Origin of the sequence: Pseudoalteromonas sp. APC 3358 (genome assembly GCF_030408075.1) — a bacterium.
GTDB classification, from domain to species: Bacteria; Pseudomonadota; Gammaproteobacteria; order Enterobacterales; family Alteromonadaceae; genus Pseudoalteromonas; species Pseudoalteromonas arctica.
Map to the genome: position 1 here is coordinate 269,593 of NZ_JASDCE010000003.1, position 16,535 is coordinate 286,127.

The window sequence follows — 16,535 nt, forward strand, 5'->3', positions numbered from 1 at the left end:
TAATATTTACTATATTTGAACTATGAGCGCTTAAATGCAATTTCACCGTCGATATGAATATCACGCTGCGGAAAAGCAATCACTACATCATGCTTTTCAAATACAGCGTAAATACTAAAACGAATATCACTGCGTACTTTTCTAAGCATGGTTTCAGACTCGGCGCACACCCAAAAAATAGCGTTAAATACGAGCGAGCTATCTGCAAAGTCATCAAATAACACCGATGACTTTGGATTAGCCAATATTGCTTCATGATCATCAAGCACTTGCTGAATAAGCTTTTTAACCAGTATCACGTCTGATCCATACGCAACGCCTACACTGACCGATGAGCGTGCATTGCCATCTATTAGCGTCCAGTTTGTTACTGTATTTTCGAGCAATTGAGAATTAGGAATAAGCATATGTACGCCGTCATTTCGGCGAATACGCGTTGAGCGAGTATTAATTGTTTCAACCACGCCTTTTGCATTGCCTACCTCTAAAAAGTCACCAATACGTATTGGGCGTTCCCACATTAGTATCCAGCCACTAATAAAGTTATTGATAATATTTTGCGCGCCAAAACCAACACCAATGGCTATTGCACCTGAAACAAAAGCAAACGCAGTAAGCGGTATGCTTAATACTTCTAAAGATGTAAAAATTAAAATAGCGATACTTAAAATAAAGTAGATACGTGTAAATAAATGCACGGCATCTTGGCTTAACTTTTTTGCCAATAATGTTTTTGTTATTAGCTTGCCAATACGCGTCACAATAAACCAAATAGCGAAAAGTATTAAAGGCACTTTAATAATTTTTGCTACGGTAATGTGTACATCGCTGTAACTAAATACAACAAAGGCAAGAATTTGGTTTATGTGTTCTAAGGTCATTTATTTTCCAAAACAAGCAAAGGAGCGCTTTAAATTTAAATCGCTATAAAGTGAAAGCGGTTCAGTGTTGGGTAAGTTTAGCAGTCATAATATAACTAAAACGCCAAGTTAATAAGTTCAATATACTTTTTATGAACAATTTATTAACTCTTTATTGCACCGAGTGCTATATAAATAGTGTACAAGCACTGGAGATCACATATGACACAACTTACTTTAAATCAAAGACTCGCTACTTTGCAGCCGCAGGTAGACTTACATTTATTTGAAAGCAGCCTAGATTACCGAAATAAAATTTTGTGCCTTCTTGCAGAACAAGAGCAAACACTGGCATCTATCAACAAAGAGTTTGGCCAACAACAACCTAGCAACTTTGGCTCTGAGAGAAAATTTGTACTTGGATATAACTAAGCAATTATGACTCAACGACTTATTAAGTAGCTCAGGTGTTTACTTTTAGAGCTACTTTTACCTCCCTTAAAGCTAAATATTAGCTAATTTGCGTTCAAATCCCCCTTAATACCGATAAACTTTATTGTATAAACGCCAAAATTTGATAAGTTAACTAGGTTTTTCGACTCGCAAAGCCTATTCCGGCTAATCTTTCTATGGAGTTATTATGCGTAAAACCCTGATCGCCACTACTATTGCTAGTGCCTTAATATTATCGGCCTGTTCATCTAACGATACACAAAACATGGCAAAAGAAGGCGCAGCACAAGTGCAAGACATGAACGCAAACAATGTTTTATTTAAGCCAAGCCCATTGCAATATATGGCACCAGAGTTTGATAAATTTGGTACAAAAGACTACGAAGCTGCATTCGATGCAGGTATCGCACAGCACACGGCACAAGTACAAGCCATTGCTAACAACCCTGCTCCAGCAACATTTGAAAACACATTAGTTAAAATGGAATTGTCAGGGGAGCTATTAAATCGCGTATCGGCTGCTTTTTATAACTTATCTGGTTTAATTTCAGATGCTGAATACCAGCGTATTGATGAAAAAATGGCGCCTGTATTATCTGCTCACTCAGATGATATTTACTTAAACGGTGAATTATTTAAGCGCGTACAAACAATTTACGACAATCAAGATAAATTAAACGCAGAAGATAAACGCCTAGTTGATTTTTACTACAAGCAGTTTGTAAAAGCAGGTGCTAAATTAAATGACGCTGAAAAAGCTAAAATGCGTGAAATTAACTCAGAGCTAGCTCAGCTATCTACTGCGTTTTCACAAAACATTTTAAAATCGTTTAAAGAAGACGTTATTGTAGTTACAGATAAAAGTGAATTAGCAGGTCTTTCTGAAGGCGAAATTGCAGGCCTTGCAGCTTCAGCTAAAAAAGCGGGCAAAGACGGCTACATGATCACTTTGGTAAATACAACGCAACAACCAATTTTAAGCAGCCTTGAAAACCGCGACCTACGTGAGCGAATTTTTAAAGCTTCTGCAAACCGTGCAGCAAAAACTAACGGCCCTATCATTATTAAAGAAACCAACCTACGCGCTCAAAAAGCAGAGCTTTTAGGCTACAAAGATTGGGCTTCTTATGTAATGACGTCGCGTATGGCGCAAACAACTGAAAACGTTTACGGCATCCTTGATGACCTAGCACCAAAAGCAGTTGAAAAAGCAAAGATTGAAGCAGCCGCTATTCAAAAAGTGATTAACGATTCAGGCGAAAGCTTTGAGCTTAAACCATGGGATTGGACTTTTTATGCTGAAAAAGTACGTGCAGAAAAGTACAACTTAGACCCAGCACTTGTTAAACCATACTTTGAAATGCAATCGGTTATTCACGATGGCTTATTCTTTGCAATGAACAAACTGTACGGTATTACGTTTAAAGAACGTAAAGATCTTCCTGTTTATCATGAAGATGTAACCGTATACGAAGTATTTAATGCTGATGGCAGCGCTATTGGTTTATTTTACTTAGACCCATATGCACGTGAAGGTAAACGTGGCGGCGCATGGATGAGTGCATACGTTAGCGAAAGCGGCTTAAAAGGCACCAAACCTGTTATTTACAATGCGCAGAACATTCCAAAACCTGCTGCAGGCGAGCCTACGCTAATGACGTTTGACGAAGTGTCTACTATGTTCCATGAATTTGGTCATGCTGCTCACGGTTTATTCTCAGATGTTAAATACCCAAGCCTAGCAGGCACTGCAACGGCGCGTGACTTTGTTGAGTTTCCGTCGCAAGCAAATGAAGATTGGATGATTGAACCAACAGTACTTGCAAACTATGCTAAGCATTACAAGACAGGTGAGCCAATTCCACAAGCTTTACTTGATAAAGTACTTGAATCGCAAAAATTCAACCAAGGTTACGGCACTACTGAATATTTAGCCGCTGCACTACTTGATATGGAATGGCATTCATTTGGTTCTGATAAAAAAGTAGCTGACGTTCAAAAGTTTGAGCAAGACGCACTAGAAAAACACGGTATTGCTTACTACCCTGTTCCACCGCGTTACAAATCAAACTTCTTTAGCCACACATTTGCAGGTGGTTATTCAGCGGGTTACTACGCGTACCTATGGACTGAAGTGTTTGCAGCAGACGCCTTTGCACATATGGAAAACAACGGCGGCTTAACACGTAAAAATGGTGACAAGTTCCGTAAAGAAATCCTATCAAAAGGTAACAGCCGCGACTTAATGCAAAGCTACATTGAGTTTAGAGGTCAAAAACCAACTACCGACGCACTACTTAAGCGCCGTGGTTTAGTTGAATAGTTAATAACTTAGTTTATTAATTGTTGCTTTATAAAAGCCCGCTTGCGGGCTTTTATTGTTTATACATCAATTTATAACAGATAAACTGCTGCAATTAATTATTTAAAGACGACAGCTATGCGGTACTTATTTGCAGTAACTTTACTTTGGGCATTTTCATTTAGTTTAATTGGCGTGTATTTAGCAGGTCAGGTGGATGCATGGTTTAGTGTGTTAATTCGCATAGCACTAGCAACCCTCGTATTTTTACCATTTTTAAAGTTTAAACAAACACCTAAACCTTTAGCCTTAAAGCTCATGCTGATTGGCGCTATACAACTTGGTGTTATGTATAGCTTTTACTACCATTCCTTTTTATTTTTAAGCGTCCCCGAAGTACTGCTATTTACAGTAATGACTCCTTTGTACATTACCTTGCTAAATGATGCATTGAACAAACATTTTAACCCACGCTTTTTTATAATCGCACTTATTGCTGTAATTGGTGCAATTACCATTCGTTACGAAAACCTAAATAGCAATTTCATAATTGGCTTATTATTAGTTCAAGGTGCGAACATAAGTTTTGCTGTAGGCCAAGTAGCCTACAAACGCTTAATGATGAACAATCAGCTTGATGATAAAACCGTATTTGGATGGTTTTTTATAGGCGCACTTATTATTGCCACAATTTGTTATGCATTATTTGGTAATTCAAACAAATTACCAACCACTTCTACTCAGTGGAGCATACTGATTTATTTAGGGATTGTTGCATCAGGCCTTGGTTACTTTATGTGGAATAAAGGCGCAACACTCGTCAACGTTGGAGCTCTGGCAGTCATGAATAACTTACTTATCCCAGCAGGGATTATTGTTAACGTGCTTATTTGGAACAGAGACGCTGACATAGTTAGGTTAAGTATTGGTGCAGCTATAATGTTAGGTGCATTATTAGTGAATCAAATGCTTAATAAAAAAGTAAATTAATAAGCTTGTAGCTAAATTGTCATTAATAATCATTAAGGTAGTACAAATTTTACTTTTTAAGGATAAACAATGAAACGTATTACCTTACTTACAGGCTGTATATTGTTAGCCACACTTGCAGGCTGCGACGACGATGTAGAAATAATAGAAAAAGAAGTGGTTGTTACCAACACCGAAGTTGAGATTGTTGAAATACCTACGCCTGTTATTGTAGAAGTACCAAACGGTGATGCGCCAGATATTCAACTAGGCACTCGTCCATATTATTTAGTCAATGATATGAGCGACAGCGCTTTAAAAACACAATTAGAGTCATGCAGTGAAGGTCCTTTTTACCGCACCGACTTTTCTATTGGTCATCGCGGTGCATCAATGCAATACCCTGAGCATACTAAAGAAGCCTATATTGCTGCAGCCAGAATGGGCGCAGGCATTGTTGAATGCGATGTTACATTTACAAACGATAAAGAACTAGTATGTCGCCATTCTCAATGCGACTTACACACCACAACTAATATTTTAGCCATTCCTGAGCTTGCAGCTAAATGCAGTGTGCCATTTACACCAGCAGACCCTGCTAATGGTGTTGCTGCTTCTGCAAAATGTTGTACCAGCGATATAAGCTTAGCGGAATTTTTAACCCTTGAAGGTAAAATGGATGGTGCAAACACTAATGCAACTACCGTTGCCGATTACATGGATGGTACACCAAGTTGGCGCACTGATTTATATGCCACCAACGGCACATTGATGACCCATAAACAAAGCATTACACTGTTTAATGAGCTGGGTGTAAAAATGACTCCTGAACTTAAATCGCCACAAGTAAGTATGCCATTTGATGGAATGACGCAAGAGCAATATGCGCAAAAAATGCTAGACGAGTACACACAAATGAATGTGCCAGCCTCAAAAGTTTATCCGCAATCGTTTAACCTTGAAGACGTAAAATACTGGATTAACACTAACCCTGACTTTGCAGATAACAGCGTATACCTAGATGGTCGCGACAGTGAAGCCGGATTTGATCCAAGTAACCCACAAACATGGCAACCTGGTATGGATGAACTTGTGGCTGACGGCGTTAAAATTTTAGCCCCTCCAATTTGGATGATGCTAACAATAGATAACGAAAATAATATCGTGCCATCACAATACGCAATTGACGCAAAAGCAGCAGGTTTAGAGCTTATTGCATGGAGCCTTGAGCGCTCAGGTCCGCTTAATGAAGGTGGTGGTTATTACTATCAATCAATTGCTGATGTTATAGATAACGATGGCGATATGATGACGGTCGTTGATGTACTCGCAAAAGACGTGGGTGTAATGGCTATATTTTCAGATTGGCCGGCTACCGTAAGTTATTACGCTAGTTGTAATAAAATGTCTGCAAGTATTTAATACCAATCTGCTTATATATGGGGTCTATTTAACGTTAAGAAAATTACGCTAGAACTAGGCAAAAATTTTTTATCTAGTTGTTCTAAATAAAAAATTTTTAACGACGTTATAGTGAAATTTAATTCGTTAAATTGATTAAAGATTTATGCAGGTTGGTATAAATACTCGACAACAAAAGTCGTTTATTTTATCGCGCTCAGTTACCATATCATTATATATAATTTTATTTAACTGAGCGCTTTTATGATAATTCAACAACATAATGCAGACTTGCCAACACCTACAGGTTTAATGCGAACAACAGTATATCGCCCTCAGGCGCAAGGGCAATTCCCTGCTATTATTTTTTATTCTGAAATATTTCAGCAAACTGCACCTATTGCACGCAGCGCAGCTATTTTAGCAAGCCATGGCTTTGTGGTATTAGTACCGGAAGTGTTTCACGAGTTAAATCCTATGGGCACTGTGCTTGCTTATGATGATACAGGTAAAGACAAAGGCAATGCTGATAAGTGGGCAAAGCCACTTGAGCATCATGATAGCGACACGCAAGCCATGATCGACTTTATAAAGCAGCAACATTACTGCACAGGTACAGTAGGCGCTATGGGCGTATGTATTGGCGGGCATTTAGCTTATAGAGCGGCGCTTAACCCTGAAATTAAAGCGGCTTTTTGCTTATACGCAACTGATATTCACAGCAATACATTACCGGCAAAATCAGGTAATAACTCATTTGAATGCATGGCTGATATACAAGGCGAAATTCACTTTATATGGGGTAAACAAGACCCGCATGTGCCACAAGAAGGCCGCACTAAAATATACCAGCAATGCGTAAACACAGGCATTAATTACCAATGGCAAGAAGTTAATGCCCAACATGCCTTTATGCGTGATGAAGGTGAGCGATACGATGCAGCCCTTGCAATTAATATGTATCAACAAGCGGTTGCATTATTTAGCCGTACTTTATAAGTGTTTTATAAATGCTTTATAAATATTTAAAAAGCGAAAATAATTAAACACTTTTCAGCATACCTAAGGCGGTATGCTGTTTTACAAAATACGCTTTTAAGTAATCAATAAATAATCGTAGTTTTTTAGATCCCGCAGCTCCTGGCGGAAATACCCCGTACAGTTCAATATCTTTGCTTTTATAATCATCTAATATTATTTCAAGTAGCCCAGCTTGTACTTTAGGCCACGCATCGTAAAGCGGAATACGCCCAATGCCATGCCCCGCTTCTACAAAGGCAGTACGTGCAGCTGCGTTATTAGTACTTAAGGCGCCTTGCATTGTAATGTCGTGTTTTTTGCCATCTTTTGAAAGTGTTAAAGTTTTACTTCCTAGCTGATAAACCACCCATTGATGATCTGCCAATTCTAAAGGTGTTTTAGGTTTACCAAAATGTGTAAAGTAATCCGGCGCGCCACAAATACAAGTGCTCATTGTAGTCAGCTTGGTTGCTTGCAAGTTGGAGTCACTCAGTGCCACACCCCTAATTGCAAAATCGAACCCATTTTTAATAATATCAACCACATCGTCAGTAAGCTGTAAGTCTATTTTAATTTTAGGGTATTGGCGCTTAAACGTATTTATTGCGGGCACAATTAGCTGCATTCCCACATTAACAGGGCAGCTAATTTTAAGTAAACCTTGTGGCTCACTCTTTATATTTTCTATTTGCTGGTTAGCTGCATTAGCTTGTTCGGTAATTATTCTACAACGCTCATAATAAGCAATGCCCGCCTCAGTCAGCGCCATGGTACGAGTTGAGCGATTTAATAAAGTGACTTCAAGTTGGGTTTCTAACTTTTTTAAATGATAACTTGCTACTGCTCGCGTAAGACCTAACTGTTTAGCCGCAGCGGTTAAGCTGCCCTGCTCTACAATTTGCGCAAATACGACCATGCTCTTTAACTGCTCAAACGACACCTTCATATGTGCTCCGTAGCGTGTTTTAAATTCAACCCCTCTATTGTATCAATTATTAAACCAATAAAGTTAAATTTATCATCGTTGTTTAAAGCTCTTTTAGTGCATATAGTAATTGGTAAGCAAGATAAACTAATTCAAATCATCAGAAGGAATATATTCAATGTCTAAAAAAATACTTATGGTTCTTACATCTCACGCAGAACTTGGTAACACTGGCGAAAAAACAGGTTTTTGGGTAGAAGAATTTGCAGCCCCTTACTATGCATTTGTTGATGCAGGCGTTGAAGTAACATTAGCGTCTCCAGCTGGCGGTCAACCACCAATTGATCCGACAAGTACACTTTCTGATTTTCAAACAGATGCAACTAAACGTTACGACGCCGATAGCGCAGCACAAACACTTATGGCAAACACTAAAGTGTTGAGTGAAGTAAAATCTAGCGATTTTGACGCTGTATTTTACCCAGGCGGTCACGGTCCATTATGGGACCTAGTTGACAACACTGATTCAATTTCGCTTATCGAAAGCTTTATTAAAGAGCAAAAGCCTGTTGCTGCGGTATGCCATGCAAGTGCTGCATTTTTAAATGTTAAAGATGCTGATGGCAATGCATTAGTAGCGGGTAAAAAAGTAACTGGTTTTACTAACTCTGAAGAAGCTGCAGTACAACTTACCGATATCGTGCCATTTTTAGTTGAAGACGAGCTAATTAAAAAAGGCGGCGATTATCAAAAAACTGACGACTGGGGCGTATTAGCGCTAGTAGATGGTTTAGTAATTACCGGTCAAAACCCAGCAAGCTCTGAACTAGCTGCAAAAAAACTATTAACTAAACTAGGTTAATAGTGAGTAAAAATTAAAAATAAGCACAGCATTTTATGCTGTGCTTTTTTAATTGCTTTTCATTAGCAAATACAATTCCTATACTGGCAACTCTTAAAGTCAATTAGGGCGATTATATGGCAACCAAGCCAACCACACTGTCATTACTAACGAGTACCCGCTTCGCAATTTTTAGTATTGTTGTTATTTGCTTCGTACTACAGGTGATCAATAGTCTACCTGGCATAAATCTTAATGGTTTAGGCATATATCCACGCAGTATCCAAGGATTAATTGGCATACTATGCGCACCTTTTTTACATGGTAGCTGGTGGCACTTTGCCAGTAATATGATCCCATTTGTAGTATTAAGCTGGCTAATTTGCCAGTACAGCGTAAAACGTTTTTATAACGTATTTATTTTTACCGCTCTAGTCGGTGGACTGTTAGTTTGGGCATTTGGGCGCAGTAACATACATGTTGGTTTAAGCGGTGTTATATATGGTTTATGGGGCTTTATTCTATGCTACGGCTTAGTAAGACGCTCATTAAAATCAATTATAATTGCAGTTGTAGTGGCTATACTTTATAGCGGTTTTATATGGGGTGTTTTACCTCAGCGCTATCATGTATCGTTTGAAAGCCATTTATTTGGAGCGCTAAGCGGGTTGTTTTTAGGTTATAGATTAGCAAAAGCCGATAAATTAAAAGGTCGGTAAATTAAGTATTAGGGCCTTTAATTAATTTTTTATGGCCACATTTACCATATATGTATTTCATCTAACAGAGGTTATTTATGAGTGATAAAAACGAATACACGCCACCAAAAGTATGGACGTGGGAAAGTGAAAGTGGCGGTAAGTTTGCCAGCATTAACCGCCCAATCGCAGGCGCGACTCATGACAAAACTCTACCTATTGGTGAGCACGCATTTCAGCTTTATTCTCTTGCGACACCTAATGGCCAAAAAGCTACAATCATGTTTGAAGAGCTTTTACAGCTTGGTTGCACCGATGCAGACTATGACGCATATTTAATAAACATAGGTGATGGCGATCAGTTTGGATCTGACTTTGTTGATATTAATCCAAACTCAAAAATCCCAGCGCTAATGGATCATTCAACCACGCCGCCTACTCGCATCTTTGAATCTGGTTCTATTTTACAGTATTTAGCTGAAAAATTTGATGTACTCATCCCTAAGGATTTAAAAGCTAAAACTGAGTGTCGTAACTGGCTATTTTGGCAAATGGGCTCAGCGCCTTACTTAGGTGGCGGATTTGGTCATTTTTATAGCTACGCACCAAGTAAAATGCAATACCCTATTGACCGTTTTACCATGGAAACTAAACGCCAACTTGACGTGTTAAATCGACATTTAAGCGAAAATGAATACATGGCAGGTGATGAATACTCAATTGCCGATATTGCAATTTGGCCGTGGTACGGATCGTTAGTGCTTGGAGCTTTATATGATGCAGCAGAGTTTTTAGATGTTGCCTCATACACCCATCTTGTACGCTGGGCTACGCAAATATCAGAGCGCCCCGCAGTAAAGCGCGGTCGTCGCGTAAATCGCACATGGGGTCCTGAAGTAGAGCAAATGGCAGAGCGCCATAACGATAGTGATTTCGAAGGTTAAATCTATAGAACAGCAAGTAAAGTCGTTAACACTTTAACCTGCTTGATAATTTTAAGGCTCAAAATAAATATTTATTTTGGGCCTTTTTACTTTTTAAACTTTTTTTATCCCTCCCGTAAACTATATTTACTTTACATTAAAGTTTTATTTAGCTGCGTAAAGGCTTATTAAGCTCTTTGTATTACCAGTATTGCATTAGTGTAATTTGCTAAATGGTTTACTTAATTTCCTAGGGGTTGTTTTTGAAAAAGGTTTTAATTAGTGCCATATAACAATTTAAGTAATAATGAGCGAAAAGAAGCGCTCAAAATTTTATACTCGAATGCTATTTCCGGAATTGCAGTCTCTGTACTAGTCAGCGTTGCTTTAGTATTTGCTTTTGATATAACTAATGAGAAAACTAACCACGATAAAGTAGTCTGGTTAGGCATAATGATGTGCGTGCTTACTTTACGTATTATTGATGTAGGGCTTTTTTTGAAAGCTCAAAATTCTCGCCAACCTTACAACACACATTCTTATCTAAATCGCTTTGCTATTGGCTGTATATCAACAGCCGTGTCTTGGTGTGGTTATGCTCTTTGGTTTCATAGCACTTCATCTACGGTGGAAGTTACTACGACCATCGCTATTTTATCGGCGCTTGCCGGTGGCTCTGCAAATTTGCTGTCTGGAAGTCGTTTTACCGCTGTTCTATATAGTTTTACTTTATTGGCGCCCTACTCTTTTTTGCTAGCGCTTTCAAACGATCACTACCAACACGTATTGGGGTTATTAGGTTTAACTTTTGCCACAATCATGATTGCCTCTTCGTACAAATCAGCCACATTTACACACAGCGCAATCAAGCTCAAAAACCAAAACAGAGAGCTGCTTAATGAAATGGAAAACAAGGTCGAGCAACGCACTGAAGAAATTTACCGCTTATCGAATACCGATCCACTCACAAATCTATTAAACCGCACCGCATTTTTAAAAAATGCAAACAAACAACTAGCAGATAACCCTAAAGAACCCTTTGCTTTATTATTTGTAGATTTAGATGGTTTTAAGCAAATCAACGATTCGTTGGGTCACAAAGTGGGCGATAAAGTATTAAAAGAAATAGCACTGAGAATTAGTAATGTATGCAACCAACAACTCTATAAATGTCGTTGGGGCGGAGATGAGTTTTTAATTTTAGCAACGTATCAAAGCCAAACTGAGCTTATCGAGTTTGCTAATAAAGTGCTTCAAAGCATTAGCGCCGAGCATGAAACATATAAATATCAAAAATGGGTATCAGCAACTATTGGAATGGCCATGTACCCTGAGCACGGGAGTGATTTAAATACCTTAATTCGCTCTGCGGATATTGCAATGTATCACCAAAAACGCATGGCTAAAGGTAATATCAATATTTATAACGATTCACTCAAATTAAAACAAGAAAGAGAGTACCTGTTGAGTCAACGCCTAGCCAGTGCCATAGAAGAAAACAGTTTAAGACTAGTATTTCAGCCAATTGTAGATAGCAAAACATCAAAAGTAACCTCTTTCGAATCATTATTACGCTGGCAACTAGACGGTGAAAATATTTTCCCTGATGAGTTTATAACTATTGCCGAGCAATACGGTTTAATAACCCAAATGGGCCTCTGGGTCATAGAACAAGCATGTATACAAGCAAATAAATTCAACCATTTACCGACAAAAATTGCAGTAAGCGTGAACGTATCGGTAATACAATTACAAGATCCAAATTTTGTAACTAAGGTATTAAAAATAGTAAACAATCACCAAGTAGAGCCTAAAGATCTGCATATAGAAATTACCGAATCAGTATTTGCCGAAGATAAACTCACATTTTTGACAGCCGTTAAAGCACTACAAAAACAAGGCTTTTGTATTTCAATTGATGATTTTGGAACTGGCTACTCATCACTATCAAGCATGCTTGATATTGGTGTAGATATAGTAAAAATAGACAGAAGTTTTATTCAAAACATGGATAAAAGAGGGTTAAGTATTATTCATGCAATTGTACAAATGGCCTCATCTTTAGATTTTACTGTTGTTGCCGAAGGCGTTGAAACTATTGAACAAGCAAACACGCTTACTAATATTGGTGTATCTCACCTGCAAGGTTATTACTTTTCAAAACCGATGGAAGTAGATTTTGTAGATGCTTATTTAAATGAGCAAAATAAGCTGTGCCGTTGATAACTAAAACCCGCTAAAAGCGCTTAACTGCCATATGAGTTTTGCACTACCTTTTTTATTAGGGCTTGTTTATCTTTCGAGGTTAAATTTGCAGCAGACTGTTTGGTATTTAGGCAATGCATAGCCTATGTAGTGTGGTTATTAACCATACATAGTTGATAACGTAGCATAAATGCCAAAAATGCGCTGCCCGAAGGGTTCTGCCTAGGGGAGATTGACTCTTTGTTATTAGGTTACAAACCTCGCGCCGCGATTAAATCTTCCTTGGGTTGAAAAAATTTCAATCCTGAAAGGTCAACAAGCCCTCCTTAAAACATAATCTTACAATTACTTACACCCAGTACATAGTTATTAGCGTAGGCTAAATATAAACCAACTTACATAAGTGTATTACGTTTAAATTTACGCTAATTAGCAAACCGCCAGCGCTGGACCCTACGTTAAGTTGTGCGCTGATGTTGCTTATATAAGTGAATAATAAAAATGTAACGATACAACTAAATATAAAAAAGGGATTTGCATGATAAAACCACTTTGCTATTCACTCATCACTTTACTTACCCCCATTAGCGCTATAGCTCAAACAATGGCAATAAAAACAACGGATGAATTAGTATCAACCGATTCAGAGATTTTATTTGCATATAATAAAGAATCAAAACAATTAGAAGCCATCAATTTACTCACATCACTAAGTAGTGAACTTGCCTTACCAAAAAATGCCATCGGGTTTGATGTGGCTACACTTGCTAACATTACCGATAAACAAGCACTCGTACTAACAAGTGATGGCGTATACAAAGCCCATGCTGGTAAACCAACACTATTGTTTAATTATGAGTCGGTTCTAAATCAATTAAAAATAGATAAATTTGAAAAAGTAGACTTTGTCTTCGATGCCAACAACGACGGTCTAAGCGATATTTTCATCCCTGGGTTAGCAAGCAGTACTTTATACATTCAAAATAAAGATGGCAGCTTTAAGCCTAACAAATTTAAACAAACACCTATGTATGAAGGCAGCTTTTCAGGAAAAGGGCTTTCTCTAGAAGTTAATATTAACAATAAACCCGTTGTTATTGATTTTAACCACGACGGGTTAAGCGACTTGGTTTTTTCAAATGACTTTGGAGCAGATGTACTACTTGCTAATTCAGAAGGCTTTGAGCAAAAGCTCACCTCAATTGATTTTAACATCGAATTAGGCGAGCTAAGCAATGGCGAAACTCGCAAAATAAAGCAAATTATTGATATTAATAACGACGGATTTCTAGATTTTACAACTAGACAGTTTAAGCCAACGCAAGGTATGGATTCGTTAGATATAAAAATAGCACATACTTTGTACCTAGGAAGTGCTAAAGGCTTTAGTAATACGCCCATTACCTTATTTGAAACACAAGGCCCTAGTGAGTTATTGCTCAAAACTGATTTTAATAATGATGGCTTAATTGATTTACAAAAAATGGATTTAGATATTGGCTTAGGTACTATTGCGTCTATGGCATTGGGCGGTGGCAGTACTGATGTAGATGTAGAAATGAACATTTATAAGCAGCAACCCGACGGCTCATTTGCCAATAAATCGAGTATAGAACTTGATTTAGAAATGGAAGTAGGAATGAACGGCGATGATTCCGAGCCAGCCCTCTATTTAGGTGATATTAACGGCGACAGCTATATTGACGCAGTATACAAATACAGTAAAAAAACGCTGTATATTTATTACGGAGAGCAAGACTCACTGCTAAATGATAAACGTAAAAAATTAAAACTAACGCTGCCTAAAAATAATAAAGATATTCTTCTGGTAGACATAAACCAAGACGGTAAAAAAGATTTTGTATTTAAATTTACCGAAGAAGATGGCACCAGCAAAATAGAAACACGCTTAAATTAAGCCAATAAAAAAGCCCAACAGAGTTAACCGTTGGGCTTTGGACTTAAGACTTTCGAGTAACAGTCAGCTTTACTCTAAGTTATAACACCTAAGCAGTTACATTTAGCAGTGAATCGCCTTCACTTAAACCAAACTTCTCTTGCACTGATGCAAGGATTGATTCTTTATCTTCATCAGACAACTGGCTTGAATACTCAGTTAATAGCTCATCTAAGTAGCTGACTACTTCGTCTGTATCTACTGATTCTAATGAGTTCTGTAGCGGCGGTGGCGGTCTTTGACCTTCCACTCGTCCTGCATCACCAATGCTTTTAGCATCAAACTCAAGTTCGCTCATTAAATCAGCAAGCTCTTTTGTTGGTTCAATACCTTGTTCTTTAAATGCCGCTTGAATACTTTGCGCGTTTTCTTCGGTTAAGTTTTCAGCGTCAAACTCTGCAAGCGTTTCTTTAACAAAATCGCTTTGCTCTGTTGTTAGTTTTGCAGCCTGACTACTTTGTTGCGGCATAAAATTCGCAGAACTACTGTTAATACTATTAATCATTTTAGTATCCTTTCAGCGTTCACGACGAGGTGGTTTATGATCGCTAAGTTCTTGTTCACTAATTTCGCCATTACCATCGGCATCTATAGAATCAAAAATTGTTTGTGCATCGCCGTGTGGCGGTTTTTTAGCACTAAACTCTTCAAAGCTAATTACGCCATCACCATCAGTATCAATAGTTGAAAAGTCAGGTTTTTCAGGAGGATTGTCACCGCCTCGAGCAGCTACATTAGCTGAAAAAGCAATAGATAATATTGCCACAGTGGCAAGAGTTGAAAAATGCTTCATAGTAATAACCTCGTATTTAAGAATTAAACTAAGCTTACGCTTTAAAAACGCAAACAATGTGCAAATAATGAGGAAGTAATAAATTATTTTAATAAAAAATAGTAATCTAAATGCTTATTTAAAAAGTTCTGGTTGATTGCTTTGCAATCAATATATAAGCTAATAAAATAATACGATTAATTACTCTCAGGCAGTAGTGTTACTGCCCTTAATTCTCAAAGCTGATATACTGCTTGAGCCAATTAAACAAACAAATACAGAGCACTTTCATAAATAATGATTAATAACCAACCCTACTTAGCAGGCAATCTGTGAAAATACCTAAACGCCTACAACCCCTTGTTGATGATGGCCTTATTGACGAAGTTATAAGCCGACTAATGAGCGGTAAAGAAGCCGATGTATTTATTGTCCGCTGTGGTGAGCACATTCGCTGTGCGAAAGTGTATAAAGACGCGGTTAAACGTAGCTTTAAAAAAGCGGCACAATACCAAGAAGGCCGAAAAGTACGTGGTGGACGCCAAGCGCGTGCTATGGGTAAACGTTCTAGCTATGGCCGTCAATTAGAAGAAGAGATTTGGCAAAATGCCGAAGTTGATGCGTTATCTCGTTTAGCTGGCGTGGGTGTACGTGTTCCTGATACTTACTTTTGTATTGATGGCGTGCTGCTTATGGAGCTTGTGTCGGACGAGAATGGTAACGTAGCCCCTCAACTTGGACATGTCGTTTTTAGTGAAGAGCAAGCGATTGAGCAGCATAAACTCATGATGCATTACATTAAGCTTATGCTTTGCGCAGGTATAATACACGGCGATTTATCTGAATTTAATGTACTTGTAGATAATAACGGCCCTGTAATTATAGATTTACCGCAAGCAGTTAACGCTTCAGCAAATAACAGTGCACAAGCTATGTTTGCACGCGATGTAAATAACATACGCCGCTACTATGGTGAATTTGCGCCAAGCATACTAAAAACTAAATACGCTAAAGAAATGTGGGCATTATTTGAAGAGGCCAATTTAACGCCTAATTCAACGCTTACAGGTGAATTTGAAGACAGCGACGAACTTGCCGATGTAGATTCTATTCTTGATGAAATTCAAGCTGCCGAATACGAAGAGTTTGACCGTTTAGAGCGAATTAAAAATGCTGACGATGATGAGTAACTCATCGTCATAGCTCACT

Annotated in this window: 15 protein-coding genes; 11 read left to right on the forward strand and 4 right to left on the reverse strand. The window is 38.1% G+C overall.

Annotated features, from left to right (window positions below; all coding sequences use genetic code 11):
• Positions 1 to 20: 20 nt before the first annotated feature.
• Positions 21 to 881 (reverse strand): mechanosensitive ion channel domain-containing protein, encoded by an 861-nt coding sequence (locus QL995_RS06365; RefSeq protein ID WP_007581304.1) that lies wholly within the window; start codon positions 879 to 881, stop codon positions 21 to 23.
• Positions 882 to 1,082: 201 nt separating this feature from the next.
• On the opposite strand from QL995_RS06365, the gene QL995_RS06370 reads away from it, so the two are divergent.
• From QL995_RS06370 to QL995_RS06390, 5 genes are all read left to right on the forward strand, one after another.
• Entirely contained in the window at positions 1,083 to 1,292 is a 210-nt protein-coding gene (locus QL995_RS06370) for a hypothetical protein (RefSeq protein WP_024590275.1), read from the forward strand.
• Positions 1,293 to 1,500: 208 nt separating this feature from the next.
• Positions 1,501 to 3,636 (forward strand): M3 family metallopeptidase, encoded by a 2,136-nt coding sequence (locus QL995_RS06375; protein WP_007581300.1) that lies wholly within the window; start codon positions 1,501 to 1,503, stop codon positions 3,634 to 3,636.
• 117 nt (positions 3,637 to 3,753) lie between these two features.
• Positions 3,754 to 4,605, forward strand: a complete 852-nt coding sequence (locus tag QL995_RS06380; protein ID WP_024590277.1) for a carboxylate/amino acid/amine transporter — start codon at positions 3,754 to 3,756, stop codon at positions 4,603 to 4,605.
• A 69-nt stretch (positions 4,606 to 4,674) separates the two neighbouring features.
• Positions 4,675 to 6,006 (forward strand): glycerophosphodiester phosphodiesterase family protein, encoded by a 1,332-nt coding sequence (locus QL995_RS06385; protein WP_290293766.1) that lies wholly within the window; start codon positions 4,675 to 4,677, stop codon positions 6,004 to 6,006.
• A gap of 243 nt (positions 6,007 to 6,249) precedes the next feature.
• The gene (locus tag QL995_RS06390) at positions 6,250 to 6,984 is read left to right on the forward strand and encodes a dienelactone hydrolase family protein (RefSeq protein ID WP_290293768.1); all 735 of its coding nucleotides are present in this window, start codon (positions 6,250 to 6,252) and stop codon (positions 6,982 to 6,984) included.
• 43 nt (positions 6,985 to 7,027) lie between these two features.
• On the opposite strand, the gene QL995_RS06395 is transcribed toward QL995_RS06390, so the two are convergent.
• A complete protein-coding gene (locus tag QL995_RS06395; RefSeq protein ID WP_101164168.1) occupies positions 7,028 to 7,951 on the reverse strand; it encodes a LysR family transcriptional regulator in 924 nt (307 codons plus the stop codon).
• Positions 7,952 to 8,108: 157 nt separating this feature from the next.
• Here QL995_RS06395 and QL995_RS06400 point away from each other — a divergent pair, with 157 nt between their 5' ends.
• From QL995_RS06400 to QL995_RS06420, 5 genes are all read left to right on the forward strand, one after another.
• Complete coding sequence (locus tag QL995_RS06400) at positions 8,109 to 8,792, forward strand: type 1 glutamine amidotransferase domain-containing protein (RefSeq protein ID WP_290293770.1); 684 nt, start codon at positions 8,109 to 8,111, stop codon at positions 8,790 to 8,792.
• A gap of 116 nt (positions 8,793 to 8,908) precedes the next feature.
• Positions 8,909 to 9,490 carry a rhomboid family intramembrane serine protease gene (locus QL995_RS06405; protein WP_010555361.1) on the forward strand — a complete coding sequence of 194 codons (582 nt, stop codon included), beginning with the start codon at positions 8,909 to 8,911 and terminating at the stop codon, positions 9,488 to 9,490.
• A 77-nt stretch (positions 9,491 to 9,567) separates the two neighbouring features.
• A complete protein-coding gene (gene yghU / locus QL995_RS06410; RefSeq protein WP_290293773.1) occupies positions 9,568 to 10,413 on the forward strand; it encodes a glutathione-dependent disulfide-bond oxidoreductase in 846 nt (281 codons plus the stop codon).
• A gap of 261 nt (positions 10,414 to 10,674) precedes the next feature.
• Complete coding sequence (locus QL995_RS06415) at positions 10,675 to 12,615, forward strand: EAL domain-containing protein (RefSeq protein ID WP_165729026.1); 1,941 nt, start codon at positions 10,675 to 10,677, stop codon at positions 12,613 to 12,615.
• A gap of 520 nt (positions 12,616 to 13,135) precedes the next feature.
• Positions 13,136 to 14,515, forward strand: coding sequence for a VCBS repeat-containing protein (locus QL995_RS06420; RefSeq protein ID WP_010555359.1), 1,380 nt, complete (start codon positions 13,136 to 13,138; stop codon positions 14,513 to 14,515).
• Positions 14,516 to 14,603: 88 nt separating this feature from the next.
• Here the strand turns inward: QL995_RS06420 and QL995_RS06425 are convergent, their stop codons facing one another.
• Positions 14,604 to 15,059: a hypothetical protein gene (locus tag QL995_RS06425; RefSeq protein WP_290293774.1), complete on the reverse strand. Its 456-nt coding sequence runs from the start codon at positions 15,057 to 15,059 to the stop codon at positions 14,604 to 14,606.
• A gap of 12 nt (positions 15,060 to 15,071) precedes the next feature.
• Complete coding sequence (locus QL995_RS06430; RefSeq protein ID WP_007581281.1) at positions 15,072 to 15,347, reverse strand: EF-hand domain-containing protein; 276 nt, start codon at positions 15,345 to 15,347, stop codon at positions 15,072 to 15,074.
• Between the two features lie 311 nt (positions 15,348 to 15,658).
• Here QL995_RS06430 and QL995_RS06435 point away from each other — a divergent pair, with 311 nt between their 5' ends.
• Positions 15,659 to 16,516 carry a PA4780 family RIO1-like protein kinase gene (locus QL995_RS06435; RefSeq protein WP_007581277.1) on the forward strand — a complete coding sequence of 286 codons (858 nt, stop codon included), beginning with the start codon at positions 15,659 to 15,661 and terminating at the stop codon, positions 16,514 to 16,516.
• The last annotated feature ends 19 nt before the right edge of the window (positions 16,517 to 16,535 follow it).